Annotated in this window: 17 protein-coding genes and 2 riboswitches; of the genes, 12 read left to right on the top strand and 5 right to left on the bottom strand. The window is 31.6% G+C overall.

Annotated elements, in window-relative coordinates; all coding sequences use genetic code 11:
* Nucleotides 1-4: 4 nt before the first annotated feature.
* Nucleotides 5-658: a methionine ABC transporter permease gene (locus tag HNR33_RS19730; protein WP_429086935.1), complete on the bottom strand. Its 654-nt coding sequence runs from the start codon at nt 656-658 to the stop codon at nt 5-7.
* Entirely contained in the window at nt 651-1,664 is a 1,014-nt protein-coding gene (locus HNR33_RS19735) for a methionine ABC transporter ATP-binding protein (RefSeq protein ID WP_429086936.1), read from the bottom strand. Before HNR33_RS19735 ends, HNR33_RS19730 begins: the two co-directional genes overlap by 8 nt.
* A gap of 162 nt (nt 1,665-1,826) precedes the next feature.
* Nucleotides 1,827-1,930, bottom strand: a riboswitch (SAM riboswitch).
* A 618-nt stretch (nt 1,931-2,548) separates the two neighbouring features.
* Nucleotides 2,549-2,718, top strand: a riboswitch (cobalamin riboswitch).
* Between the two features lie 248 nt (nt 2,719-2,966).
* On the opposite strand from HNR33_RS19735, the gene HNR33_RS19740 reads away from it, so the two are divergent.
* The 7 genes from HNR33_RS19740 (at nt 2,967) to HNR33_RS19770 (ending at nt 20,988) form a co-directional block, all read left to right on the top strand.
* A complete protein-coding gene (locus HNR33_RS19740; protein WP_429086938.1) occupies nt 2,967-13,304 on the top strand; it encodes an Ig-like domain-containing protein in 10,338 nt (3,445 codons plus the stop codon).
* A 90-nt stretch (nt 13,305-13,394) separates the two neighbouring features.
* Nucleotides 13,395-14,360 carry a DUF4430 domain-containing protein gene (locus HNR33_RS19745; protein ID WP_429086940.1) on the top strand — a complete coding sequence of 322 codons (966 nt, stop codon included), beginning with the start codon at nt 13,395-13,397 and terminating at the stop codon, nt 14,358-14,360.
* Between the two features lie 19 nt (nt 14,361-14,379).
* Nucleotides 14,380-15,249 (top strand): energy-coupling factor transporter transmembrane component T, encoded by an 870-nt coding sequence (locus HNR33_RS19750; protein ID WP_429086941.1) that lies wholly within the window; start codon nt 14,380-14,382, stop codon nt 15,247-15,249.
* Nucleotides 15,236-16,822: an ABC transporter ATP-binding protein gene (locus HNR33_RS19755; protein WP_429086943.1), complete on the top strand. Its 1,587-nt coding sequence runs from the start codon at nt 15,236-15,238 to the stop codon at nt 16,820-16,822. The genes HNR33_RS19750 and HNR33_RS19755 overlap by 14 nt, the downstream gene beginning before the upstream one ends.
* A gap of 5 nt (nt 16,823-16,827) precedes the next feature.
* Nucleotides 16,828-17,448, top strand: a complete 621-nt coding sequence (locus HNR33_RS19760) for an ECF transporter S component (protein ID WP_429086945.1) — start codon at nt 16,828-16,830, stop codon at nt 17,446-17,448.
* A 22-nt stretch (nt 17,449-17,470) separates the two neighbouring features.
* Complete coding sequence (locus HNR33_RS19765; protein ID WP_429086947.1) at nt 17,471-18,775, top strand: S-layer homology domain-containing protein; 1,305 nt, start codon at nt 17,471-17,473, stop codon at nt 18,773-18,775.
* Nucleotides 18,776-18,831: 56 nt separating this feature from the next.
* Nucleotides 18,832-20,988 (top strand): S-layer homology domain-containing protein, encoded by a 2,157-nt coding sequence (locus HNR33_RS19770; RefSeq protein ID WP_429086950.1) that lies wholly within the window; start codon nt 18,832-18,834, stop codon nt 20,986-20,988.
* A 79-nt stretch (nt 20,989-21,067) separates the two neighbouring features.
* Here the strand turns inward: HNR33_RS19770 and HNR33_RS19775 are convergent, their stop codons facing one another.
* The gene (locus HNR33_RS19775; RefSeq protein WP_429086952.1) at nt 21,068-21,271 is read right to left on the bottom strand and encodes a hypothetical protein; all 204 of its coding nucleotides are present in this window, start codon (nt 21,269-21,271) and stop codon (nt 21,068-21,070) included.
* A gap of 200 nt (nt 21,272-21,471) precedes the next feature.
* Between HNR33_RS19775 and HNR33_RS19780 the strand changes: the two genes are divergently transcribed.
* Complete coding sequence (locus HNR33_RS19780; RefSeq protein WP_429086954.1) at nt 21,472-21,777, top strand: DUF1294 domain-containing protein; 306 nt, start codon at nt 21,472-21,474, stop codon at nt 21,775-21,777.
* 29 nt (nt 21,778-21,806) lie between these two features.
* On the opposite strand, the gene HNR33_RS19785 is transcribed toward HNR33_RS19780, so the two are convergent.
* Nucleotides 21,807-22,067, bottom strand: a complete 261-nt coding sequence (locus HNR33_RS19785) for a YkuS family protein (RefSeq protein WP_429086956.1) — start codon at nt 22,065-22,067, stop codon at nt 21,807-21,809.
* Nucleotides 22,068-22,252: 185 nt separating this feature from the next.
* Between HNR33_RS19785 and HNR33_RS19790 the strand changes: the two genes are divergently transcribed.
* Both HNR33_RS19790 and HNR33_RS19795 read left to right on the top strand, forming a co-directional pair.
* Nucleotides 22,253-22,459, top strand: coding sequence for a hypothetical protein (locus HNR33_RS19790; RefSeq protein ID WP_429086958.1), 207 nt, complete (start codon nt 22,253-22,255; stop codon nt 22,457-22,459).
* A gap of 14 nt (nt 22,460-22,473) precedes the next feature.
* Entirely contained in the window at nt 22,474-22,722 is a 249-nt protein-coding gene (locus HNR33_RS19795) for a spore coat protein (RefSeq protein ID WP_429086960.1), read from the top strand.
* A 137-nt stretch (nt 22,723-22,859) separates the two neighbouring features.
* Here the strand turns inward: HNR33_RS19795 and HNR33_RS19800 are convergent, their stop codons facing one another.
* Nucleotides 22,860-24,035, bottom strand: coding sequence for a dicarboxylate/amino acid:cation symporter (locus tag HNR33_RS19800; RefSeq protein WP_429086961.1), 1,176 nt, complete (start codon nt 24,033-24,035; stop codon nt 22,860-22,862).
* Between the two features lie 339 nt (nt 24,036-24,374).
* Between HNR33_RS19800 and pyrB the strand changes: the two genes are divergently transcribed.
* Both pyrB and HNR33_RS19810 read left to right on the top strand, forming a co-directional pair.
* On the top strand, nt 24,375-25,298 hold the full coding sequence (pyrB, locus tag HNR33_RS19805) for an aspartate carbamoyltransferase (RefSeq protein WP_429086963.1): 924 nt from the start codon (nt 24,375-24,377) through the stop codon (nt 25,296-25,298).
* Nucleotides 25,298-25,729: an aspartate carbamoyltransferase regulatory subunit gene (locus HNR33_RS19810; protein ID WP_429086966.1), complete on the top strand. Its 432-nt coding sequence runs from the start codon at nt 25,298-25,300 to the stop codon at nt 25,727-25,729. The genes pyrB and HNR33_RS19810 overlap by 1 nt, the downstream gene beginning before the upstream one ends.
* Nucleotides 25,730-25,731: the final 2 nt, after the last annotated feature.

Raw genomic sequence — 25,731 nt, forward strand, 5'->3', positions numbered from 1 at the left:
TCCTTTATTTTCTTTTATCAATTCTTGCAGCAATTTTATTACCAATAGTCTGAACGCCTTGAACCAATATGATAATAACAATAACAGCTGAAATCATAATGTCAGTTTTAAAGCGATAAAGACCATAACGAATAGCTAAATCCCCAAGTCCACCTCCTCCAATAGCTCCTGCCATTGCAGAATAACCAATTAGATTAATTATTGTAAGTGTTATGCCTAAAACTAGAGAAGGCATTGCTTCAGGAATGAGCACCTTGAAAATAACTTGAAAAGTAGAGGCGCCCATAGCTGATACAGCTTCAACTATTCCTTTATCTACTTCTTTTAAAGAACTTTCAATAATTCTTGCAACAAAAGGTGCCGCAGCAATTGCTAAAGGTACAATAGTTGCTGTTGTTCCTATAGTAGTTCCAACAATTATTCTAGAAACTGGAAAGACTAGAATCATAAGTATGATAAATGGAAAGGACCTGCTTATGTTCACAACAGTGCTCAAAACAGAATTCAATAGTTGTTTTTCCCAAATACCATCTTTTTCGGTTATTACTAAGAGTACTCCAAGTGGAAAGCCTAGAAGTAATGCAAATACAGTCGATACAGAAACCATATATATTGTTTCCCATATAGATGGGATAAGTAGAGAAAACATATTATCCATTCCAAATCACCTCTAATCCTATATTTTCATCAATTAACCATTGAGAAGCTCGCTCTATTTCGTCTGTTGACCCTGTAAATTGTATAATTAGATTTCCTACACTTGTTGACTGAAGTTCATTTATATCACCAGAGAGAATATTGATATCAATATCGAATTTTCTTATTAATGATGATATAACAGGTTTTTTAGCTGACTCACCTAAGTAACTTAATCGCACTACCTTAGAATTAGAGATTTTAGGAAATATAATTTCTTCTTGAGAACTGTGCTTAATATGAGATACAAAAGTTTTAGCCGTTTCTGTTTTTGGTTTTGCAAATATTTCTTCTACAGTATTTAGTTCGATTATTTCTCCACCTTCAATTATTGCAACTCTATTACATATCTCACGTATTACTTCCATTTGATGCGTTATGAGTACAATTGTTAACCCATACTTGTTTTGAATTTCTTTTAATAAATTTAGAATTGATTTTGTTGTTTGAGGGTCAAGCGCTGATGTAGCTTCATCACATAGCAGAACCTTTGGGTTATTAGCTAGTGCACGAGCAATAGCAACTCTTTGCTTTTGTCCTCCACTTAACTGAGATGGATAAGAATCTTTTTTATCTGTCAAGCCAACTACGGAAAGTAATTGTTCGACTCTTCTGTTAATCTGGCTCTTATCATATCCAATTATTTCGAGAGGGAATGACACATTTTCAAATACAGTTCTTGAGCTAAGAAGATTAAAATGTTGAAATATCATCCCTATGGTTTTTCGTATTTCCATAAGTTCTTTTTTCTTGAGCTTTGTTATATCAGTTCCATCAATAGTGATATTTCCACTAGTTGGATTTTCTAATCTGTTTAATGTTCTTATAAGTGTAGATTTTCCAGCTCCACTTAGGCCTATTATGCCAAAAATCTCTCCCTTGTTTATCTCAAGGTTAATGTTTTTTAATGCATTTACACTGTTATTCTTGCTTTCATATGTTTTATATAAATTGGTTATTTTTATCAACTACTTCACTCCTTTATTGAATTATCGCAATAAAACGAACAAGCCAAACTAAGCTGCAAATAGAAAAATAGTCTATTTTAAAAAATATAGCTAATGTAATTTAATGCAAATAAAAAAACCTCCTTCGAATGAAAGAGGTTATATGACGATAAAAGCCAGCCTCTCTCATCTTTCAGCATATAATGCTGCAGGAATTAGCACCTTGTGTTTTGAACACCGGTTGCTGGGTTTCATCGGGCCAGTCCCTCCACCTCTCTAGATAAGAGCGTTTTATTTTGTTTATTAATCTATTATATTATTCTATTTTAAATTCATGACACCATATTGTCAATACCTATTTTAAAATTTTATTGATATATTTAAAATAGAGTTTGTTAATATAATCATTTAAAGTAAAATATGGAACGATATGTTTACTGGAGATAAACCAGGGTAAACAAATATATAAAAATGAATATAAGCTTAAAATAAATAAGTAGGAAAAAAGCATTTGCATATTCTTTTCTTTCAGGATTATCTGAACCTATTGGTGCCTTATTAAGATATTTTCTTTTAATGAAGTTTTTCAATGAGACAATATTTGGGCTAATCTTTGCAGTATTCACGCTCTTGCGCAGGTAATTAATAGAATTTGTGATGACTATTAATAGGAGATCCTATAGAGGATTAATATTAGTAGTTGTCCCATTTTTAAAATATTATATACAATGGTCATGAATAATGATAGAAATGTGAAGAGAAAGGACAAAAAATTATCTATAATATTAATATATTGACTTTACAAATTTCTATATTTCCTATTGACTTATATATTGATAGTGTTATAATGTGATTGGAAACATATCCAACTATTGGATGTTTATTTAAGAATATAAGATAATAATATTTTAAAATAGTGTACTGATTTAGGGAAAGGGGTGCAAAGCCCCTGCTGTAGTCGCAGCTGTAACCGGTTATGAAGACTAAAGTAAGCCACTGCAAGTTGAATTGTGGGAAGGTTTAGTTCTGAAGATGACCCGGAAGCCAGAAGACCTGTCATTACGCTCTTCTTAGAGTCTCCGACTTAGAGTAAGGGAAGATATAGGTGTATTTTTATAAGTTAGACAGACTAAAATTAGACTGAATTTTGTTTAGTTTTATTCAGTTATGTCTAATTATTTACCTGTGTTTATAAACCCTATCCTATGTGGACAGGGTTTTTTGTTTTGCAATACTATTTTTAAACAGTTTAGAAAAGGAGATGATTCATGCTTTATATTTAATTATGAGTAAGAAATATTTTAATTACTGAGGAGGGGTAGTGTGTATAAAAAGATAATAAGTTTAGTATTAGCACTTTCGATGGCACTTAGTTTAATACCAGTATCTACATTCAGCTCATACGCTGATAGTAATTATGCATATGAAGCTGGCGCTACTGTTACTGAAGATGTATATGGAACAGAGAGAAAAGTAGATACAGCTTTAGATGAATTAAGAGGTTTTTATAAAGATTATCAAATAGATTATATACCAGCTATGGCGTATAATCATTCTAGCGATAATTTAGATAATGACATAAAAATCATTAAAAAAAACTTAAGAACATATAATTCAACAAAAAATGTATATAACTGTTACAAGGGCATAATGGAAGCTATTGCCTGTGACAAAGACCCTAGGAGCTTTCAATGCAATGGTGAGGAGCTAAATTATGTTGATACTCTTATAGAAAAGCAGGATCCTAACACGGGAGAATTTAATAGTGACATAGAAACACATGCATATTGTATGCTTGCTCTAGACATGGCAAGTGGAGATTATGATAAACAAAAAGCAGTTGATGTATTGAAAAACAGCTTAAATGTTAAAGACGGCAAAGCCAGCTGCAGTGATGATTTGAAAAAAACAGCTGTTGTTATGACAGCACTTTCAAATCATAAAAGCATAAACGGAGTAAGTGCATTAATAGATAATTGCGTAGCATACATAAAATCAAAACAAAAAGATGATGCTGGATTTTTCAAGGACGAGCCAGAGATACTTGGTCCAGTAATACAAGCGCTTATAGCAGTAGGAGAAAATCCTGTAGCAGAAGATTATATAAAAAATGGCAATACGATGGTAGATGTGCTGCTACAATATAAAAATAGTGATGGTACATATAATAATAGTCCTTGGTATAAGAAATACGTTAAAGAATCTACTGAAGCTGCATTTGCAGCATTTGCAGATTTGAAAAAAGATAGCTCTATGTTCCATGAGCTTATGATAGAGGTTGGGGATACTCCAGCAGATATTTTACTTAGCGTTGATACTAATGAAATTATAGAAGGTAAAACTCTAAAAGTAAAAGCTACTGTAGTGGATAATCAAGGAAGGCTTGTTTCAGGTCAAAAAGTAAACTGGCAAAGTGCTGATCCTGTTGTTGCTGAAGTAGAAAATGGAATTATAACAGCTATAAAAGAGGGTAGTACAACTATAAAAGCACAGCTAGAAGGAAATGCTACTATTTCAAAAAGTATTGATATAACAGTAGTAAGCAGATTACCAGCATCTATAAAGATATATTTAGATGATGAAGAGGTTAAAGATACGGTTACTGTAAGAAAAGGTGAAAGCATAGAACTTCATTCAAAAGTGTTTGACAAAGATGACGAACAAATACAAGATTCAGTTGTAACTTGGGAAATAGTTAATGGAAGCGACAATGTACAAATAAACAATGGACAAGTTACAGGAATGAACAAAGGATATGCAACCATCAAAGTTCAGTGCCAGGATGTAGTTAAAACTGCTAACATATCAGTTATATTAATTACAGATTTGGTTAAGGATGCATTAGATGAGACTAAAGCATATTTTGATGATAGAGACTTAGATTATTATTCAGCTTTAGCGTTAAGGCATTGTGGTATTGAAGAAAGTACGATAAAAGATAATATAAAAATAAATTCATATACAAGTAATCCTGAAGATTATGCAGAAAATATTATCGCCCTAATAGCAGCAGGTCTAAATCCAAGAGATTATAACGGCAACAATTATGTGGATGAATTAGTAAAATCTCAAGATGATTCAGGGTATTTCAAGATAGGATATAATTACACATATCCTGAAAACATAATATTACCAATTATTGCATTAGATATGGCTGGAGCTAATTATGATAAAATAAAAGCTTTAAGTGCATTACAAATAAAAGTAAAAGTTGTTGGAGATAACAAATGCTTTGAAGGTCATGGAGATTACAATAATATCGAGATGACTTCTCTTGGAATTATTGCGATGTCTAATCATATGCAAATAGAAGAGATTAGTCAATTAGTAGCAAAATGCAAAGGTTATTTAAAATATAAACAAAATGATAATGCTGCGTTTGAAGCCAAAAGTGGATATGGATATGATGAAAAGGAAAATTGTAGAGCCACAGCATCTGTAGTTCAGGCATTAATCTCAATTAACGAAGATCCATTGTCATCAGAATGGATGAAAAATGGTAAAAACTTATTTGATGCATTATGCTCTTTTAGAAAGGAAGACGGATTTAAAGAAACTCCTTCATCTTATTCTGTAGATGCTAAAGCAACATCAAGAGCCGTTGGAGCATTAGCAGATTTAGTGAATAATAAATCTATGTTTAATGAATATGGTATTGAAATAGGTACTGTGCCACATAGCATAGAGATTATTTATGATCAAGATAGTGTTAAAGAAGGACAAAAAATAAAGCTTAGTGCAAAAGTACTAGACGAGGATGGAAAACTGGTTCCTAATGTGGAAATCGAGTGGTCAAGCTCTGACCCTTCTATTGCAGAAATAGATCAAAAAGGATTTATTACTGGAATAGAAGTAGAAGAAAACAAAACTGTTCAAATTACTGTTAAAACAGTTAACTTAGGAATATCTGCAACTAAAGATATTACTATAAAGGCAAGAATTCCTTATGAAATGAAAATAAATCTTCCATCAGGAAAGACAGACAAAACTTTAAAAGACGGACATAAGATCGTTCTATTTGCAAAGATTTTTGAACAAGACGGAGAAGAAATAGAGCATGAGAATGTTATTTGGAAAAGCTCTGATGAAAATGTAGCTATTGTTGATCAAACTGGTCTTGTTACAGCACAAAGTGTAGAAAAAGATACAGAAGTAACCATAACTGCAATATCACAGAATAAGCAAGAGGTTAAAGAGAGTATAGTACTGAATATCTTAGCTATAATACCAAATGAAATAAAAATATATTCTGAAGAGCAGGAAATAGAAGCAAAGACTATAGAAGCAGGATACAAATTAAAGCTTGAAGCAAAAGCTTTTGAGGCAGATGGTGCTGTTATAGATAAAGCAGAAATAGTATGGGACACCTCTAATAAGAACATAGTAAACATAGACAAAAATGGACTTGCTGAAGCAAAAGAAGTAGATGAAGATACTGAAGTTACAATTACAGCAAAAATAGATGGCTTTACTACAGAAAAGGCATTGACTTTAAAAGTCGTTCCAAAACAAAGCAGCAAACAAAAAACACAGAAAATAATAAATGATTTAAATGCATATTATGAGAAAGATGCAGAATACGATTATCTTGAAGCTATGGCATTAAATAGAATTGGATTCGACGTAGAGGATATTCAAAAGAAGTTTAGTATAACGAAGGTGAATTTTAATACTGGTTGGGATGGCTCAAAATCTATTGACTATTCTAAAGCTATCATGGGACTAGTTGGATTAGGATTAGATCCAAGAGATTACGAGAATAAAAATTATGTGGAATATTTGTCTAATTCACAAGTAGAAAAAGGTCATTTTAATCCTAGTAAATATTCTTATACAGATGATGATGAAGCTGACTTCATAGGATATTCCATCATAGCTTTAGACATGGCAGGTGCCGAATATGATATTAATAAAGCCACAGAAGCGTTAAAGGATATGTTCTATATATCAGGTAATAGGGCTTTTGTAAAGAAGTCTTCCTATTCAAGTGATCCTGATTTAAGGAAAACTGCTATAGCAATAATTGCTCTTTCAAATCATACTGGCAAAAATGGAATACAAGATTTAATAGACAAAACAAAGGTATATATAAAGGAACAATATAATGAGTGGGATATAAAAACAGATTGTGAAACTATTGCATATACCATTCAAGCATTGGTTGCTTTAGGTGAAGATATAAGCTCAGACGAATGGATTAGGATAGATGGTCATGGTAATAGATTATCAATGCTAGATTTTCTTTTGAAGCTTAAACTAGAAAATGGATTTAAAGAAAACATAGATGATGATAAAATCAACAACGAAGTAACAGCATTAGCTTTTATAGCTGCTGTTGATGTTAATACAGGAAAATCGACATTCAAGGATATAAAAATAGAAACTGGAGCTCCAGTAAGAGTAGAAATATCATCGCAAGACGATAATACTGAAATAAAAGCTGGCAAGACGTTACAATTATCAGCTAAGGCATACGATGAAAATGATAAATTTGTGCCTTCGCAAAAGTTCACATGGTCTGTAGATAAACCGTCTATTGCGAATATAGATAGTAATACTGGTCTAGTTACAGCAGTTAGTCCAGGTACAGTGGTTATTACTGCTGTGATAGAAGATTCTAATGTTAAAAACAACATAACACTTAAGGTAGTATCAGTTACACCAAATAAAGTAGAAATATCAATTGATAAAAACATAACACAAATAGAAATAGGTAAAAAAATAAAGATAAATGTAAAGGTATATGATAAAGATGATGAAATAATAGAAAATCCTTCTTTAGAGTGGTCAATTAATCCAAGCGACTCAGCAAGCATTGACGAAAAGGGTATTTTAACAGGCCTAAAAGAAGGTCAGGCTACAATAGCAGCTTTTGTTGGGAAAAATGATGGAAGCAAGTTATCCTCTTCAGTAAGTTTAGAAATAATTAGAGGAAAAAAGGTAGAAGAAAATATAAAAGAAGCAATTGCTGGTGCAACATACTATTTTAGCACACAAAAAAACTATGACTTTATTACATCACTGGGGCTGAGATATTCAGAGACAGGTACAGACAAAATACTATCTAATATCAATGTATACTCTGCAGATACTCTTCATAATAATTCAAGAAATATTATGAACATAGTAGCAGCGGGAGAAAATCCAACTAATTATAATGGGAAAAATTATGTTGATTTAATATTGAACTCTAATACTAAGTTTTATAAAGATAGTAATACAGAATATATTGCAAAAGCAATAATAGCTTTAGATATGAGCAGTGCAAGCTATGACAAGCAACAAGCAGTTGATTCGTTGATAGCTAAACTTACAGAAGAGGACGGTAAATATTATGCTGTAAGTTATTCTTCTCCAGATACTGAAGTGACAGCATGGACGCTGATAGCTCTTTCATATCATAAAAATATTTCTGGGGTAGATAAGGTAATAGAAGGTATTAAAAATTACTTGTTAGAAGAGCAAGAGGAAAACGGATTAATAGAAAAATGCGAATATACTTCTCTTGTTGTTCAAGCATTAATAGCTTTGGGAGAAAATCCTCTTGAAGGAAATTGGGTAAAATACGACATATATGGAAATGAGGTTACATTATTAGATGGAATATTAGCATGCAAGGATGGTAATAGATTTAAGTCTACTCTTTCAGCTAGTCAGCCTGGATATTATACAACACAATACGCACTAGCAGCTTTAGCAGATTTAAATAAAAATAAATCTATGTATCATGAACTAAATTATGTAGAAGCAGGAGAGGCTGCTAAGATAAAAATAGACTCAGAAGATTTGACTCTCGTTGTAGGTGAAGAAAAAGACTTAGAAGCTCAGGCATTTGATGACCAAAATAATATAGTAAGAGATGCTGAAATAGTATGGAAAAGTTCAAAGCCTGAACTAGTAAAGATTGAGAATGGAAAGCTAATAGCATTGGGTATAGGAGAAGCTAAGATAAGAGCAGAGCTTAAAAACAATGAATCAATATTTGATGAGATTACAGTTAATGTTAATGAAAGTCAAAATATTGATTTGAAAGTAAAAGCAGCAATTAGTAAATTAATCAGCTTTTATGATGAATATAGTTCATATGACTATATGTCAGCTTTATCTTTAAGACATTTAAATAATGACTTTGATGTAAATAAAGAAAAATTAGCATCAAATCTAAGACTTTATACTAGAGATTATGCTATACATTATGCTAAGAACATCATGGAAATTATTGCGGCAGACTTAAATCCTAGGCTATATCCACTAAAGAATTCTGAGGGTGAAATAATAGAATACAAGAATTATGTTAGAGATTTAGTTGAAGCTCAAAATGAAAATGGAGAGTTTTTAGTAAATGAAGTCGGAGATAAGGATAGTATTGTTTCATTGTCTCTTTCTATCATGGCACTTGACATGGCAGATGCTGACTATGAGGTAGAAAAAGCGGTAAATAGGCTTGTATATATGCTTAATGATACAAAGTACGACAAAGATGGCTTATACAATGAAGTAGAGACAAAAGCTTTAGCTATAACTGCATTATCAAAACATAAAAATATATCAGGGGTAAAAGAGATAATTAATACTTCCCTAGAATATATTAAATCTAAGCAAAATGAAGACGGAGGTTTTGATCATAGCGGGTATGATAATAATCCATTCGCAATAGGAACAGTAGTTCAAGCATTGATTGCCAATGATATTGATCCTATGACATGGGTTAAAAATGGTAATACAATGGTAGAAGTTCTTATTGAACGACAGCTTGAAAATGGAGAATTTGAATATGGAGAAAACCCACCTTCAACTCCTAATGATGAGATATTTGGAGATTTTAAATGTACTGAAACTGCTTTTGCAGCATTGGCAGATGTATATAGAGATAAATCTATGTATTATTCAATTGGAGTTAATGATGAAATTAAAGAAAGAATAGAAGCTGAGATAGAATTTTTAAAGAAACACTATGAAGAATATGCTCAGTTTGAATTTTTAGCAGCTCCAGCTGCAAATTTAGCAGGAATGAGCAAGGAACTATTAAAAGAAAAAGTGTTTAGATATACAAAAACTGATAGTGCTTTTCAGTCCTCAAAGACTATAGTTTCTTTAATAGGTTCAGGTCTAGATCCAAGAAATGATGTAATTGACGAGGACGAAGTTAGAAACTATGTTTATGAGTTAAAATCATCACAAATGAAGTCAGGTGACAATAAAGGAGAGTTTGTTTTAAAAGAAAGTGACAAAAATTCAATACAGGCACTAGTTAACTCTATTATTGCGCTTGATATGGCAGATGCTAAATATGATGAAGAGTCAGCGGTGAAAAGACTAATCGAAATGATAGAAGCAAAAGACTCTCATACTTATAGAGAAATACAATTAGAAGGATTTGCGCTAATTGCTTTGGCTAATCACAAGGATATAGAAGGGGTAAATGAAGAGATAGACAAACTTATTAACTTCTTAAAGGCAAAGCAAAATGAAGATGGCGGGTTTGATATCAATGATGGATGGTATCAGGGTAAAAACAGCCCTATTGCAATAGGCGGTGTGATTCAAGGATTAATTGCAAATGGGATAAATCCTCTTTATTCTGGTGAATGGATTAAAAATGGCAATACAGTTCTTGATGCATTGCTAAAGAGTAAGGTTGTCAAGGAAGATATTAAGGTAAGTGGATATTCAAAGGGTGAAGGAGATACATTTGCATATTATGGCTCAACATATCAAGCTTTTGCAGCTTTAGTTGATTTATACAATAATGAAACTATGTTCGACAAGCTAGCAATTAAATATGATAGTCCAAGTGCTGATGATGCTGTTCGTATTGAAATTGAAGAACCTGACAATACTATTCTATATTTAGGAAAAACCTTAGAGCTAAATGCAAAGGTATATGATAAAAATAACAAAATAATAGAAGATGTTGAAGTTCAGTGGATTAGCTCTGATGATAGCATAGCTACTGTTGAAAATGGAATTGTGCTAGGTAAATTACCAGGAAAAGTAACTATTACAGCTAAGTTAGAAAATAGTGATCTTGAAGATAGTTTATCTATAAGTGTGACAAATAGTTCTATAAGACAAATTAGAGTTGAAACCTTAGACAAAGGGCTAAGACCTGGAGATAAAACTAAGCTTACTGCCAAGGCCTTAGATGATAATGATGATGTGATAGAAGGTAAATCTTTCAAATGGATTAGTTCTAATAGAGACATAGCAGAAGTTGATTCAAATACAGGTGAAGTTACAGCAATGTCTTCAGGCACAGTAGTTATACGTGCTATACTTGAAGATAATGAAAGCTTAGAGGGAAGAATAGAACTCAACATTGTTCCAAAGAAAGAAGCATACGTTTATGTACGAATTGAAGGATATAATAAAACTGTAGTTGAAAAAGCGAAAATAAAAGTAGACAACTTTAATATGAATCCATATGCACAAACAGTAGATATGGGACCAGATGCATTAGTTAATCCAACTGCGGCTCATGCAGTAATAAAAGCACTTCAATTAGAAGGATATGATGTACTAGATAAAAATCAAGTTGATATAACAAGCTTTTTCTTAAGTAAAATAGGTGAGGATGATACAAAAGGTTCAGCAGGATGGATGTTTAGAGTAAATGGTAAGATGCCTGATGTTTATATGCAAGATGTAGAACTTAAAGATGAAGATAACGTGCTAATTTATTATGTAAAAGATTACAATAAGGGTATATGTACTGAGCTCTTACCTAGTAAAAATGTAGTAGACGAGAATGAAGCGGTTCAATTTACATTGAAGGATTTAGATAGTGATAAAGTAGTAAAAAATGCTGCTATTTGCGTTAATGATAAAATATATAAGATAAATGACAAGCCAGTATTAACAGATGCAAATGGAAAAGCAACTATTATATTTGAATCAAAAGGTGAATATAAAATATCTGCTGCAAGAACTGAAGCAAGCCAATACTTTATTACTCCAGATCCAATAACAATTGTTGTGGGTGAAATAAGTGTACCGACTAAGATTGTAATAACAGAAGTGAAAAAAAATGAGTTGAAAGTCAATGAAAAGTTGCAGTTAGAAGCGGAAGTATATGCTAATGAAAACCTATTAATTGGTGAAGATGTAATATGGAGCAGTTCTGATACAGAGATAGCATCAATAGATGACAAAGGACTTGTGACAGCATTAAAGCTTGGCAAAGTAACTATTACAGCTGCTGTAGCTAAAAATACAAGCATATCTGATAATATACAACTGACAATAAGATCAGAAGAGCAAACAGATCAAGAAAGAATAGAAAGCGCAATAGAAGATTTGAGAGGCTACTATTCAAAAGATAAAGAATTTACATTTAGAGAAGCAATAGGGTATAGATTTACAAGTGAAGATTTAGAAAATGATCTTTCAATAATACAACAAAAATATAAAGTAAAAGGTAATCCTCAAAGTGCATCAGACTATGTAGGAAACATAATAGGATTAATAGCAGCAGGAAAGAATCCAAAAGACTATAATGGTACAAATTATGTTGAGGTATTAGTAAAGTCACAAAATAAAGACGGTAAGTTCATGATAGGCAAATATGATGATTATGCAACAACAGTAGCATTCAGCATTTTAGCATTAGATATGGCTAATGGAAAATATGATGTCAATAATGCAGTGAGAGCATTATTATCATATCAAGATAGAGATGGAAGCTTTGGAGGACCTGATGAAACAGCAATGAGTATAATGGCTCTTGGAAAACATAGAGACATATCAGGAGTAGATGCATCTATTAACAATGCAATAGAATATCTAAAAAGAAGTCAAACAAGTAATGGTGGATTTGTAGCTTTCGGTAAAGAAAACCCATACTCAGTATCAGCTGTAATACAAGGACTAGTAGCGGTCGGAGAAGATCCACTATCAGAAAGCTGGATTAAGAATGAAAACACAATGCTGGATTCACTATTATCCTTTAAAGAAGACGATCATTTCAAAAATGTATCAGAATGGGGTACAGACATAGATATGTCAACAGAACAAGCATTTATGGCACTAGCAGATTTATATAGAGGAAAATCAATGTTCAACGAAATAGGACTAGAAGAAACAAAACCTTCAAAGATAGAAATACAAGCGTCTTCTACTACTATAAAGGAAAATGGCAAGCTAAAGCTTAATGCGAATGTATATGATAAACAAGATAAATTGGTTACAGGATTCAATCTGATATGGAATAGTTCAGATAGCAGTATAGCTGAAATAGACCAAAACGGATTAGTAACAGCAAAGAAAGTAGGAAAAGTAACAATAAATGTAAAAGTAAAAGGGTATGAAGCAATAACAGATACAATAGAATTGACAGTAGAGTCAGAGGAAATAAAAATAATAAGAGTAGGAAATGAACCAATAAAGAAAGGTACAGAAGCAAGACTAGAAATAAACATAAAAAATAACAGCAAAGAAAGTAAAACAGCTACATTCATAATAGTACTATACGATAAAAATACAAATAAGATGATAAACTACTCTTACGTAAAACAAACATTAGAAGCATCAGAAGATAAAAATATGGGAGCAGGATTCCTAATCCCGGAAAAAGGAGATTATATAATCAAAGGCTTAGTATGGGATGGCTTTGAAAGTCAAGACATATTATTAGCTAATCCATTGATTATAGAGGTAGAATAATAAAATACAGTATTTACCTGTCCTACAATGGTAGGACAGGTAAATATTATTTTTCAGTAAAAACAGTCTTTTTTATTTTGGAGGATTACTATGAAAAAAAAGCTTTTGGTTTACAGTTTAATAATATTAATACTTCTGTTTGCAGGATGTCAGGCTGATGAAAGGGCTCTGAAATCTAATGACGATCAATTAAAGTTGAACTTGATAGTATCAAAAAACTTTGGGCAACAAGTAATATATGATGAAGTGTTAGAGTTTAAAGAAGACATGAATGTGATGGAACTGTTAGAAGAAAATCTAACTATTGAAAAAGCCTATGGTGGTAGCTTTGTAAATTCAATAAATGGTATCAAATCTGGATTTACTGGAGTTAAAGATAAAAAGAAAATAGATTGGTTTTATTATGTAAATGGAGTTTTGGCACAGGTAGGTGCAGAAGACTATTATTTAAAGCCAAATGATGTTGTAGTATGGGACTACCATGATTGGAGTGAAAATGCATATGTTTCTAATGTAATTGGCAGTTATCCATACAATTTTATGAATGGACATGGTGATGAAGTATTAGGTATTGATATTTTGACTACACAAGATTTTGAACAACAAGCTAACAAGCTTGCAGATTATTTAAACAGTAAAACAGGTAGAGAAGTAAACTTTAAGGTTTATGATAAAGACATAGAAAATGAAATAAGCAAAGATGGGACAAATACCATTGTTATTGGAGATTATAAACAAATACTAGGGATAGAGTATATAGATAACATTTACCAGAGAGGAGAAAAATCAGGGATATTTTTCAAAATAGATAATAGGAGTGTGGTTGCGTTAAATAATAAGAATGAGATTCAAAAAGAATATGAAAAAGGTGCAGTGATTACTTCAATACTAAAAAACTATGGTTCAGCGGCTAGTATCTGGATAATAACGGGCAACGATGAAAAATGTATAGAAAATGCAATAGAAACTTTGTATAAAGAGTCTGAAAAGATTAGGGGTATGTTTTCTACTATTATTAGTGAAAAAGAGATAATAAATATTCCAACCGAAAATTAATTAGAAATACGGTGATTTTATGAAAAATCTTCATCCATTTACTGTACTATTTCATACTATTACTTTGTTGCTTATGGTATTAGTATATAATCATCCATTGTATATAGTTTCAATGCTAGTATATTTGATACTGATTTTTATGTTGTCAGGAAATAAAGACAAATTGCTTCAGATTTTGAAATACAGTTTATATATGTTTGTTTTAATTTTGATAATAAATCCATTAGCATCAAGCCATGGTATGACAATAATTTATAAAAGCTGCAGATTGCCAGTGATAGGCAAAATAAAAATAACTTTAGAAGCTATTTTTTTCGGGGTAAATATGGGTTTAAAGCTTATAATTATTATGCTGATATTTAAAATATATGATGTATTCATAGATAGAGATATTGTCTTTAATCTGTTTTTAAAATACTTTAATAGGTTAGCTATTACAATATCAATGACAATAAATATAATACATAGATTAAAGCTAGATATCTTAAGAGTTAAGGACGTGATGATTTTAAGAGGAGCTAATTTAAAGCAAAAAAACATATTTAACAAGATAAAAGTACATTATCCAATATTAAAGACAATACTTATATCTTCACTCGAAGGTTCATTAGATAGAGCTGAAGCCTTGTATTCTAAGGGATATGGCAAGAAGATAAAAAGAAGTAATTATTATAAGATAGATATAAAATGGTTTGACTCAATACTTAACGTTTCTACACTAATAATAATAATAGCTTTTTCACATAGTCTGATTTCTCAAAATGCTATATATAGATATTATCCTATTGTTCAAAGCGTTGATTTTTTAGACATAAGTTTATTGTTTTTATGCGGCTCATTTATTATCTATGCAGCATTAATATGGTGGTGGAAAAATGAAAACATTTAAGATAGAAAATTTAACATATTTTTATCCAAAAAGTAAAGAATCTTCTCTGAAAAATATTAATCTTATAATTAATGAAGGTGAATTTGTACTTGTTCTCGGAAAATCAGGATCAGGAAAATCAACACTAGCTAGGGTGTTTAATGGAATAGTACCTCGATTTTATGGAGGAAGTATTTGTGGGAAAATAGATCAAGAGCAGGATATTGGTATGGTATTTCAAGATCCCGAAGCACAGCTAGTTATGAACAAAGTAGAAAGTGAGATAGCATTTGGTCTTGAAAATATGGGGATAGAGCGTTCTGAAATGAAAAAAAGGGTTCTTGAAACACTTAATTTTTTAAACATAAGTGACATCAAGCATCATAAGACTTATGAGCTTTCAGGAGGACAAAAACAGAAGGTTGCTATAGGTAGTACGATTGCAATGGGTCATAGGTTTTTAGTATTTGATGAGCCTACATCTCAGCTAGACCCAGTAGCTTCAGAGGAAATATTAAATGTAATAAAAAGGTTGAATGAAGATTTAGGATATACAATAGTTCTAATCGAGCAACGAGTAGATAGATGTATACATTTGGCTAATAGAATTATATTTATGGAAGACGGAGAAATTGTATTTGATGATGAACCAGAAAAATTTGTTTTTTGGAATAATTCTAATGCATTAGCATTTGTACCCGACATAACAAGATATTTTGTAAAAATGGGACAGAAAGAAATTCCACTCACTGTAAAGGAAGGACGAAAAAAACTTAGTAAGTTATATTATTCTGAAATATGTATTACAAAACTAGATTCTGATAAGAATTCTATTAAAAATCTAGTTATAAATAGAAACGAAGAAGCTGTAAAAATTGAAAAGCTTTCTTATAAATATGAAAATGGAATCCAGGCATTAAAAGAAATAGATCTATCAATATATAAAGGTGAGATATTTGGAATAATGGGTGAGAATAGTGGGGGTAAAACTACTCTGCTGAAAAATATAAGTGGGATGTTGCAACCTACACAGGGAAAGGTAATGGTTAAAGGAGAAATAGGATATCTTTCACAAAATCCTAATGATTATTTATTCAATGACACTGTGTATGAAGAACTAAAATATACTCTAGATAACAAAGGAATAAAAGATGATAGAAGAATTGAGAAAACTCTTAAAAAACTTGACATATACAAGTTTAAAGAAAAAAATCCTAGAGATTTAAGTGGAGGAGAAAGACAGAGAGTTGCTTTGGCTTCTATATTAGTTATGTCTCCAGAAATACTTATTTTAGATGAACCTACAAGAGGATTAGATAATGAACTAAAAAAAGAACTAACACAAGCTATGTTAGATTTCAAAAGAGAGAACAAGACAGTTATTCTAGTTACCCATGACATTGAATTTGTATCTAAATTATGTGATAGAGTATGCTTGATATTTGATGGAACTGTGGCAAAAGTAGGGTGTAAGTATGATGTTCTCACATCTGGGTTGTTCTATTCTAGTCAGATAAACAAACTTTTTACAGGATATTCAGACAAGGTTTTAACATTAGAAGATGCGTTAAGCTTAGCATGTAAAAGGGGTTAGTTACAATGAATTATGGTTTAATATCTATTCTAGTATTGACGGGGATATTAGCTTGTATTTTTATATCTTACGAGAAAAAAGAGATTTCTATTAAAAAGATTTCTCTAATAGCAACCTTAGCGGGGTTTGCAGGGGTATCTAGAGTTCCATTTGCAGCTATTCCCAATGTTCAACCTACTACTTTTTTAGTTATTATATCTGGATATGTATTTGGTCCGTATTTTGGATTTATAGTAGGAGCAGTTTCGGCAATCGTATCGAATGTGTTTTTAGGTCATGGTCCATGGACATTGTGGCAAATGCTAGCTTGGGGGCTTTCCGGGCTTAGTGCAGGGATATTACAGAAGATCAATAAAAATTCTTCAAGATTTTTTTTAGCTGTATATTGTTTTCTTTGGGGTTTTTTATTTGATTATATTATGAATTTATGGCATTGGCTGTTTTTTATATATCCATTGAATTTAAAAAGCTTTATAGCTGTATATATTAATTCATTTTATTTTGATCTGTTGCATGCATTAGGCAATTTTGGGTTTGCATTTTTACTGGGAAAAGATTTTATAAATGTACTTTCTAGATTTAAAGACAGACTTACCTATACAGAGCTTCCAGACAAAGTAATCTAATAATATGAGGAAAGGAGATTGTATGAAAAAAACATTAGTTTTTGCGTTGATTATTGTACTTCTATTTTCAAGCATTTCATTTGCAAATGATTTAGTACCGACTATTACATATCTTAAAAGTCAAGATTTAGATGAGTGGGGAATTTTAGCACTATATGCATCAGAACAAAAACTAAATAATTGCAGCTTAGATAAGATTAACTCAGATATCACTACTGACTATGAAGCGTATATTGTTGGAGCAGTAGCTTTAGAAAAAGATGTTGCGAGAGAAAAAAATATAGTAAAAAATAGTCAAAGAGATGATGGGAAATTTGCAGATTATATTGATGGTACGGGGGAAGAGCTTGTCAATGCACACATATGGGGTATTATATCGTTATATGTGGCAGGGGAAAATAGCTACGATAAAGAAGGTGCTCTTGATTGGTTAAAGGAAAATCAAAATAGTGATGGAGGTTTTCCGATTTTTGTGGGAGACAATAATTCAAATGTTGATTTAACAGCAATGGGGGTTGTAGCATACAAAGCACTGGGACTTGATAAGGATTCAGGAGAAGTAAAATCAGCGTTAAAATACATTGATGATAACTTGTATACTAAGGAAAGCTGTGAAAGCATCGCTTGGGCAATATTATCAAAGATCAGTGTTAAAGCAAACGTAGATAAAAAAATGTATAACAAATTGTTAGAATATAGGTTAAATGATGGTGGCTTTAAACATATAAACACCATATCTAAGTCAAACTATATGGCAACTTGGCATGGCTTATTAGCAATGGTAGATTATAAAAATAAAATATCTATTTTTGATAAATTACATAATCTAAATAAGTTTAAAGATCTAAAGAGAGGCAATTATGCTTACGAGGAAATAATGGCACTTGTAGGTAAAGGTGCCATATCTGGATATTCTGATGATACCTTTAAGCCTCATAATCCAGTAAAAAGAAGTGAATTTGTTAAAATACTGATTTATGCATTAAATATGGAAAAGGAAACCTCATCATATTCATCTGATTTTAAAGATTTGAAAAATCATTGGGCAGATAAAGTTGTAAAATTAGCAGTCCAAAAGGGATTTATCAAGGGGGTGGGAAATAGAAAATTTGCACCTGATAATAATATAACAGGTGCAGAAGTGATTGCTGTAGTTATACGAGCAAAGGGATTAGAAGAGAAGGCGAAATCAATAAATGGTAGTAGCTGGTATGAAGGATATGTGAAAATAGCTAAAGAAGAGGGGTTGTTGTATAAAAACTTTGCTCCAAACAAGTATACTACAAGAGCACAGTGTGCCGAAATAGTATATAAGTTGATCAAATAATTGAAAGATAGCACTAACGGACAGAAAAACATCATTTTTATTTGAGGAGGATAAGTATGAAAAAGAAATTACTATCGATTTTACTCATATTGTTGTTAGCAGTTCCTTCGTTTGCAGCAGCGGCAGACATTGATTATAGTGTAAAAGGCAATATTGTTGAGATCCTAGTACAAGGAGCTAAGGATTCACCAGTAAGTATTGTAATAAGTGATAGCGGTAGGAAATATTATATTGATCAAGGGACTACTGATTCAAATGGAGAAATTACCTTTAAAACTTCTCTAGAAAAAGGTAAGAAATATAATTGTGCAGTAAATATAAACGGAGAGAAGAGTATAAAGCAAATATCTTTAGAAGATGATCAGACTATACCAGAAGAGCCAAATACAGCGTATATTTACATTAAAGGATACAAGGGTGTAATATTGACTAAGACAAAAGTGGAAATACAAGAAAATGACACAGTAATGAGTTTGACAAAAAGAGTACTAAGAGCAAATGGAATAGATTACAAAGGTAGTTCAGGATATATAGCAAGTATAGATGGGCAAGGGGAAAAAGATAAAGGACCTGGAAGTGGATGGATGTATTCTGTCAATGGAGAATTTCCTGATATAGGTGCAGATAGTGTAGATGTATATGATGGTGATTATATAAAATGGCTATATACAGTTGACTTAGGTAAAGATATTGGTAATCCATATGAAGAAGATAACCCTATAGGACAAGCATATGATCTACTAAATGATAAAAATGCTAGTGAAGAGGAAGTCATAGATGCGATAAATATTATACATGATGCTTTCAGAGATATAGTAAGTCAAGCTAAAACTGAAAAAGAAATAAAAAATGTAGTAAATGAAGCGGATAAAATGTACGATTCTTTATTGCAAGTATCACAAAGAATAAAGACAGAGAAGCTAGCAAAAGAAGTATCAGGAAAAAGCATAGAAACAGTTAAAAATTTGGGGAAATTACTAGACAGGACTACCGCAGAGAAAATTGAAAAAGAAATAGACAAGGTATCACAGCAAAATATGGGATTAATATTATATTTGACAAGCAGAATAGAAGAAAAAGCTGTTGATAAAATTATAAACGATATGATAGATACCTCACTCTATATAGAGGATAAGCTAGCAATTAACAAAGTATCAGCTAATAAAGCTAAAGAGAAAAAAGTATCGATTCTGATGCCTGAAATAAACAAAGAAGAAATACAGATTGTACTACCATATAAATTACTGGAAAAATCTAAGGAGAAAAATATTGATAAGATTCAACTGAATTCACACTTAACTTCTTTTAATATAACACCAAATATTTTAGGCAATAAGCTTGATAAAAAAGATCTAATACTTATAGTACGAAACGGAACTAGTGCAAAACTTGAAGGTGAAGTAGTAAGTCAAATACCAAAAGAAAGTGCAGTAATAGAGTTAGAAGCAATGCTAGGAAAAGAAAAGATTAGAGACTTTGAAGAGAATATAGAGGTAAGTATACCATATAAAGCATCGATAAATGACAGTGATGCTATAACTGTGTTTTTCATTAAAAATGATGGAAATATTGAAACTGTGGGAGGATTATATAACCCTGAAAATAAAACTGTAAAGTTCATAACAAATCATTTTAGTAAATATTTTGCAAAAGAAGCAAAAGGAAATTTCACAGACACAGTTGGCCATTGGGCAGAAAAAGAGATAAGTATTATGGCAGGAAAGGGAATAATAAACGGTAAGCAAAATAATGAATTTGCTCCAAATGCAAACATAAGTAGAGCAGAATTCGCAGCTTTGATTTCTAGAATGCTAAAATATAAAATTGACGATACGGATAATATGCCATTTGAAGACGTAGATAAAGCAATGTGGTATTATGAGCCAGTTTTGGCTACATATAAAAATGGTATAATTAATGGAAATAATGATGCAAAATTCAACCCAGAAGGAAATATAACAAGACAAGAGATAGCAAAGATAATCTCTAAAGTATTAGAAAGCAAATTATATAATGGGGGAGATACAAAAGATTTAAATATATTTAATGATAAGCAAGAGGTAGCTTCTTGGGCAGAAAAAGAAGTTGCATTAGTATTAAGAGAAGGAATAATAAAGGGAGTAGAAGAAAATAGATTTGAGCCAAACAAAAATGCAACAAGAGCACAAGCTACGGTAATGCTGTACAGGCTATATCAGTTGATGTTAAAGTAAATAGTTAGAGTTTTAAGATGTTGTTGTATAGGAGTATAGCAGTTATGCTATACTCCTTACTTTACAATGTGGGGAAATTCTAGTATCTCCACCAAGGACCGTATCCAGGTCTATAGCCATACCTAGGGCAGTATCCATATCCAGAGCCATACCCCGTACTTGGGCAATAACCACACCTTGGGCAAGAATATCTATGTCTATATCCACATCTTGGACACAGATATTCTTGATCATCTATATTTTGAATTTCATAATTATAATCGTAATTGTAGTCATGGTTCATAAGAACACCTCCTCGTACTTTTTTTCATGTCCTTTTGCACTACTAATGTATGTTGTACACTTTTTGTTGACACTTATTTATAAAAATTTTATACAAATCAACAAGATATGCAAAAAAATATAATTTATATATGGACTAGTTCTCAAAAAATGATAAACTATAGTAGTATGTTAGACTTATTCATAAGGAGATGGACTAGATTGATTGAAAAATTTGCGGTTAATTTTACAAGTGGAGAGCTAGCTATGGCAGTATACGTTATTATTTTAAGTATCATTGGATTTATTATGATGGGAATAGATAAAACTAAGGCTAAGAATGGCGATTGGCGAGTACGAGAAGCAACATTAATGACTATTGCTTTTCTTGGAGGAGCTATAGGCGTGCTATGTGGAATGCTGATTTTTAAGCATAAGATTAATAAAAGTAAATTTAGACTTGGAATTCCATTGTTATATCTACTTAATAGAGCTATAGAAATAGTAATAGCTTCATATTTAGGATAAATAGTAGCGGCCAGTTGATGGCCGCTATATTAATATCTTCCTCTCAAAATATTATAAACCTCTTCTGGGGTTTTATTTTTTGCTTCAATTATTGGAGCACCTGTTCTATAATCTTTACCAGTATTTAAATCAATGTTATTTTTATCTGATATAACTATCCCATCATAATCAAAGGATGTAATATTGTTTAAGTTTTCATTCTTATACAATTTGTGTACATCATATCCTGATTTTTCTAAAAAATCAATATGAGATGTTAAAGTATTTTCAACTACAATTTTTCTATTCATAGCTTCACCTCCATTTCATATATTTAGTATCTCCATTTTGAACTAGAATAATTTAATATGAGAAAACATAGTTTCTAGATACCAATAAATGTAATAAAATTACTTAAAATGATTGAAATTTTTATAATAAAACTAGGGATTTTGAGAGAAAATATTAAAGATTATAAAAGAAAGGAGAGTTTTTTATGACTTTACAAAACCCATTAAATTTAAATCAAATTAATCAAATGGAGCTTCAAAATTTGAGAGAAATTGTTGGCAGTCACAAACTGATGGCAACAAAATTGAGCGAATATGCAAATCAGTGCCAAGACCAACAAATTAAGCAAATGTTTACACAAGCAGCACAATCAGCTAAAACTACTGCACAAAATCTTACTCAATCATTATAAAAGGAGGGTTAATTATGCAAGAGAGAGATATGGTAAATGATGTTTTAACAATGACAAAAGCTAGTATGGGCAGCTATGAAGTAGCAATTGGATGTTGTTCTAATCAACAGCTTAGAAGCGCTTTACAAAAACTAAGAGATGAAGCAGAGCAGTTCCAATATCAGTTATACCAAATAGCTGAGCAAAAAGGGTATTATACACCTGCACAGCAAGCTAGTCAACAGGAAATAACACAACTTAAAAATCAACTTAGTCAGAGCTAAAAAAGTGGCGAATTTTTTCGCCACTTTTTTTATAACTCATAGGAAAATCTTAGCTTTCCTTAATATAAACTTTTCGTTATATGGGCTTCAATAAAAGGTTCCTTAAATAATAAATTAATGCTTCTATAAAAGCCTTTTTATTTAATAGTTTTTTTCTTTTTGGCAATTGCGTCAACTATGATTGCAATTGCTCCGTCCCCTGTGACATTTGTTGCAGTTCCAAAACTATCTTGAGCAAAATGGATTGCAATCATCAGCCCTTGCTGAGGCTCTGTAAATAAAAGCATATCCTTTAACAGTCCCAATGCTGCATAGACCCCACCACCTGGTATACCAGGTGCTGCAACCATGGTCACACCAAGCATCAAAATGAATGGAAGCATTGTTGCAAAAGTTGGAGTTTGACCAGATATTAACATTACTCCCATAGAAGCTAAAACTAAAGTGATTGTGTCGCCAGCCAGATGTATTGTTGCACCTAATGGTATAACAAAGTCAACTATATCTTCAGTAACATCATTGTTACGAGCACTTTGCAGTGTGACAGGGATAGTAGCAGCTGATGACTGAGTTCCTAAAGCTGTAAAGTATGCTGGAAGCATGTTTTTTATAGCTCTTAAAGGATTTTTACCACTTACAGTCCAAGCTATCGTGTATTGAACTAGGATGTAAACTATTTGCAGAATAATCAAAAGCGCAAATACAGATGAAAAAGCTTTTAATGTTTTGAATATACTACCTTCTGCTGTTAGTCTTGAAAAGATACCAGCTATATGGAATGGAATCAGAGGTATCAAAACCCATTTTACTACTAATTCAATAACATTTTGAAAATCTCTTAACGCTTCAAATAAGTTTTTTCCCTTTATATATGCCATACCGAGTCCTAATACAAATGCAGTAACTAGTGCTGTCATTACGCCCATCATCGGAGGCATTTCGATAGTGAAATAAGGAGATACATCAACCTGTGCAGCTTTTGCAGCTTCACCAGCCTTAATGACTGAAGGCAGTATGGTAGAGCCAATGAAGAATGCTAAAATCCCTGCAATAATAGCTGATAAATAAGCTATGGCTGCAGTAATGCCTAACAGTTTTCCTGCACCTCTACCTAAGTCAGCAATACCTGGTGCAACAAAGCCAATTATTATAAAAGGAATGATAAACCCTAAAAAGTTACCGAATATGCTTGAAAAAGTACTAAAAAGTCTGACTATCACAAAAAAGCCTGCGGCTTTTGATATCAAACCAAGAATTATACCAAAAATAATGCCAGCTATAAGTCTTGGTAATAAACCTATTTTTTTAGTCATATTAATTCTCCTTTTCTTTAGTTTATTTAATAGTTTTTGTATTAATCGAGAAAATATAAGTAAGACTAGTCTACGAAACATTAGTTATTTGAGGTAAATGTCCATATTATTTCAAACAATACTAATGTTTGTTAAAAAAAATTAATTGACTATTATTATAGAACATGATAGACTACAGAAAAGCCTTTAAATTGATCCAGAGAGATCAGGAAGGAAAGTTATACGATGTATTTATGCCTATTAGATAACTATGCCTTCCTGATTGGAAGGTTTTTTTTATGCAACAAAAAAATTTAATACCTTTAAATTGGTCCAGAGAGACTGAAAAGGAGTGATAACATGTTAAAAGGTAAACATTTAATCGAACCTATGGATTTTACTACAGAGGAATTAGAGGAAATATTTGTTTTAGCAGACAAAATTATTGAGAATCCTGAAAAATTTTCGCATATCTGTGACGGAAGGATTCTGGCAACACTATTTTATGAACCAAGTACAAGAACGAGATTCAGCTTTGAAGCTGCAATGCTTAGACTAGGAGGAAACATAATAGGTTTTTCAGAGCCTAACTCAAGCTCAGTTGCGAAAGGTGAAAGTATAGCAGATACTATTAGAACTGTAGGATGTTATGCAGATATAGCAGTAATGAGACATCCAAAAGAAGGAGCACCAAAGGTTGCTTCGTTAAATTCAAACATTCCTGTAATTAATGCCGGAGATGGCGGTCATCAGCATCCAACTCAGACATTAACCGATCTATTAACTATAAGGTCAATAAAAAACACCTTATCTAATCTTACTATAGGGCTTTGTGGAGATTTAAAGTTTGGAAGAACAGTCCATTCACTTATTAAAGCGATGTCACGATATAGTAACAATAAATTCGTATTGATTTCCCCAAAAGAATTAAGAGTTCCTGATTATATAAAGAAAGCATTAGAAAAAAATAATATTGAATATAAAGAGGTTGAAAAGCTTGAAGATTGTATAGATGAGCTAGACATACTATATATGACAAGAGTACAGAGAGAAAGATTTTTCAACGAAGATGATTATATAAGACTTAAAGATAGCTATATATTAGACATGGAAAAAATGCAAAATGCAAAAAGTGATATGATAGTACTTCACCCACTTCCAAGGGTAAATGAGATATCTTATGATGTGGATAACGACCCAAGAGCTTGTTACTTTAAACAAGCTAAATATGGAATGTATGTGAGAATGGCTTTAATAGCTAAACTTTTGGGGGTGGATAAATAATGGTTACTATAAATAGTATAAAAAGAGGTATTGTAATAGACCACATAAAAGCTGGATATGGAATCAAAATATACAACTATCTAAACCTTGATAAAGCTGATTTTACTGTTGCACTAATAAAGAATGCTCCGAGTTCAAAGTGTGGAAAGAAGGACATTATAAAGATTGAAAATGCAATTGATATAGATTTTACTGTATTAGGGTTAATAGACCCAAACATTACAATAAATATAATAGAAAATGAAGAAATAAGTGATAAAATAAAGCTTCAGGTACCACAAGAGGTGGAAGATGTTATAAAATGTAAGAATCCAAGATGTGTAACATCAATTGAAAGAGGTATAACACATAGATTTTCACTAGTTGATGAAAAGAGCGGACAATACAGATGTCAATATTGTGATGAACTGTATACCTTTACGGAGGTGTAAGC

The organism is Brassicibacter mesophilus (assembly GCF_050433385.1).
Lineage (GTDB): Bacteria > Bacillota > Clostridia > Tissierellales > Proteiniboraceae > Brassicibacter > Brassicibacter mesophilus.